The following is a 2,711-nucleotide window of genomic DNA, read 5'->3' on the forward strand; positions in this document are numbered from 1 at the left end:
AAACATAGGGACACCTCCAAAAATTATTGTGTGGTAACTTTAATTTTATCAAAAGGTGTCCTTTTTGTGTGCATAAAAAGAGTGGTATTCACCTGCTTAGGTTAGTACCACTCTTTTTTTATTTACTGAGGTTTTGTCCCAGCCTCCTTATGCTTTAAACGGCTTATGATGTTATAGAATATATAAATACATAAGAATACCAATAACCCAACAAGACAAAGATTAAAATAGTACCAAAACCCATAGCCTAGTAAATTTAAAGGCGTATTCGCGGATGGGGCGTTAGATAAAAATAAGAAATTGGCACCAACTAATGGGTTTACGATGAATCCGATAAGTCCGGCATAGCACAATAAATAAAAATAGGATTCTAGTGTCTCCCATAAGGAGATACGGACAGGAAAAGTTGTCACTAAAAAGATGCTGGCCCAAGAGAGTGCGATATGATGAATGAAAAATTGCCAGAAGCGAAAATGCGGGAAGCCATGGAAAAGTTCTGGCGTAACGACAGCTAAGAATGATGGAACAATGCCGATGAATAGCACCATTTGTATTAGTTTATTATTTTTAGTTAAAAGGGAACCCATGGCTAGTATACCAGCAACACTGCATAACTGAAGGGGAAGGAATTCACTCGGATTCCAAAAGTTGTTTAACATTCCCCATGCTTGATAGCTTAGCTCAGATATTACCAAGATACTAAAAAGCCCCCAACGAATTGTTTTTAGTAGCACTGGATTCGCTTTAATCCTACTTGAATAGATGACCAGTAAAAAGATCCCAGTAATAAAAATAATAATCATATATAGGTGATGAATACTAAACAAATCGAAAGGTGAAGTAGATTGTTCCCCAAACCACGCCTTCATAAAACTCCCTCGCTTTACCCTATAGAAAAATAACGCTTACTAGAATTAAAAGTAAGCGTTATTTTTATCCATAAATTCTTAACCACCAATGATATGATAGCCTGAATCTACATGTAGTACTTCTCCAGTAACACCTCTAGAAAGATCACTCAAAAAGAATAGAGTTGCGTCCCCAACTTGATCCTGATCAACATTTCTTCGTAAAGGTGCCTTTTCTTCTACCATTCCTAGTTTCTCATTGAATCCAGATACCCCTTTAGCTGCTAAAGTACGAATAGGACCTGCAGAGATAGCATTTACTCGAATACCATGCTTTCCTACGTCCTCAGCTAAATAACGCACACTCGCTTCTAGGGATGCCTTTGCTACACCCATTACATTATAGTTAGGAATGACCCTTTCTGCTCCTAAATAAGTTTGTGTTACGATACTGCCACCTTCAGTCATTAACTCCTTAGCAGCTTTTGTAACGGCAACTAAAGAAAACGCACTAATGTTTTGGGCAAGTAAAAATCCGTCGCGTGAAGTATCGGAAAATTCTCCTTTTAAATCTTCACGATTTGCAAAGGCAATTGCATGTACAAGCCCGTGAATAACTCCAACTTCTTCTTTAATTTCATTAAAAGCTGTGTTGATACTTGCATCATCTGAAACGTCACAAGAAACAATTTGTCTTGCTTCGATTTGATTATCATCAAGTAGTTTTATTAATTTTTTATGGGATCTTTCTTGTCTATTGGTAAAAATTAAATTAGCACCGGCATTGTGTAGGGATTTTGTAACTCCCCAAGCAATACTGCGCTCATTAGCGACTCCCATTACAACAATATTTTTTCCTTTTAATAGTTCAGTCATTTTGAACCTCCAGATTATGATTAACTATTAGTACCTAATTCTAATTTATCATTTTTTCAGTAGAAAGACCAATCTTTTATTTACGAAGAGCCTTAAATTGTTGAGGAAAAGTCTTGAAAAAACTGCTTACAAAAATTTTTTGTAAAAATTTTTGTTTTACCCCTTTACAAAGATGTTAAATCTGTATATAATAAAATTCGTTGACTGCAAGACAAGCTACTTAATAATAAATTGGCCCGTTGGTCAAGCGGTTAAGACACCGCCCTTTCACGGCGGTAACACGGGTTCGAATCCCGTACGGGTCACCATATGGAGGATTAGCTCAGCTGGGAGAGCACCTGCCTTACAAGCAGGGGGTCACAGGTTCGAGCCCTGTATCCTCCACCATTTGCCGGCCTAGCTCAATTGGTAGAGCAACTGACTTGTAATCAGTAGGTTGGGGGTTCAAGTCCTCTGGCCGGCACCATTTTTATGTATAAAATTAATTAAATATTTCATACTAAATACGGAGGGGTAGCGAAGTGGCTAAACGCGGCGGACTGTAAATCCGCTCCCTCGGGTTCGGCAGTTCGAATCTGCCCCCCTCCACCATTTAGGTTATTGGGCTATAGCCAAGCGGTAAGGCAACGGGTTTTGGTCCCGTCATTCCTAGGTTCGAATCCTAGTAGCCCAGTTTTTTTCTTTTTTTAGGGGATTTCATCTAAAATTAGTATTACTTTGGGCGAAGAGCACAATTACTGTCACCTAGATGTACGATCTTTTGAAATTAGAATCACTAATAATTATGAGCCATTAGCTCAGTCGGTAGAGCATCTGACTTTTAATCAGAGGGTCGCAGGTTCGAATCCTGCATGGCTCATCAACATAAAAAACAAGGCTGTTATGCGTAGCAGCCTTGTTTTTATTAATGCTTTTAAAACCACAGGCTATGCCTGTGTGAAAATAAACCTTCTAGGGATGTAACAAAAGAATCTCCAATCGTATAAT

At 38.3% G+C, this 2,711-nt stretch carries 2 protein-coding genes and 6 tRNA genes; 6 read left to right on the forward strand and 2 right to left on the reverse strand.

Annotated features, from left to right (window positions below; all coding sequences use genetic code 11):
* Positions 1–122: 122 nt before the first annotated feature.
* Together HNR27_RS17990 and fabI are read right to left on the reverse strand one after the other, a co-directional pair.
* Entirely contained in the window at positions 123–869 is a 747-nt protein-coding gene (locus HNR27_RS17990; RefSeq protein WP_429340703.1) for a YwaF family protein, read from the reverse strand.
* A 78-nt stretch (positions 870–947) separates the two neighbouring features.
* Positions 948–1,724, reverse strand: a complete 777-nt coding sequence (fabI, locus tag HNR27_RS17995; RefSeq protein WP_212920949.1) for an enoyl-ACP reductase FabI — start codon at positions 1,722–1,724, stop codon at positions 948–950.
* A 233-nt stretch (positions 1,725–1,957) separates the two neighbouring features.
* Here fabI and HNR27_RS18000 point away from each other — a divergent pair.
* The 6 genes from HNR27_RS18000 to HNR27_RS18025 all read left to right on the forward strand — a co-directional run bounded on the left by HNR27_RS18000 (position 1,958) and on the right by HNR27_RS18025 (position 2,583).
* Positions 1,958–2,032 (forward strand) — tRNA-Glu (locus tag HNR27_RS18000).
* Positions 2,033–2,035: 3 nt separating this feature from the next.
* Positions 2,036–2,111, forward strand: a tRNA-Val gene (locus HNR27_RS18005).
* Positions 2,112–2,114: 3 nt separating this feature from the next.
* A tRNA-Thr gene (locus HNR27_RS18010) sits at positions 2,115–2,190 on the forward strand.
* Positions 2,191–2,231: 41 nt separating this feature from the next.
* Positions 2,232–2,315: transfer RNA gene (locus HNR27_RS18015), tRNA-Tyr, on the forward strand.
* A 10-nt stretch (positions 2,316–2,325) separates the two neighbouring features.
* Positions 2,326–2,397, forward strand: a tRNA-Gln gene (locus HNR27_RS18020).
* Positions 2,398–2,510: 113 nt separating this feature from the next.
* Positions 2,511–2,583 (forward strand) — tRNA-Lys (locus tag HNR27_RS18025).
* Positions 2,584–2,711 lie beyond the last annotated feature (128 nt).

Origin of the sequence: Ornithinibacillus bavariensis (assembly GCF_050433565.1) — a bacterium.
In the GTDB taxonomy this organism is placed as follows: Bacteria; Bacillota; Bacilli; order Bacillales; family Amphibacillaceae; genus Ornithinibacillus; species Ornithinibacillus bavariensis.

Excerpts from the sequence above, each read along its gene's own strand:
- HNR27_RS17990 (WP_429340703.1), bottom strand. The coding sequence starts at position 869 with ATGAAGGCGTGGTTTGGGGAACAATCTACTTCACCTTTCGATTTGTTT.
- fabI (WP_212920949.1), bottom strand. The coding sequence starts at position 1,724 with ATGACTGAACTATTAAAAGGAAAAAATATTGTTGTAATGGGAGTCGCT.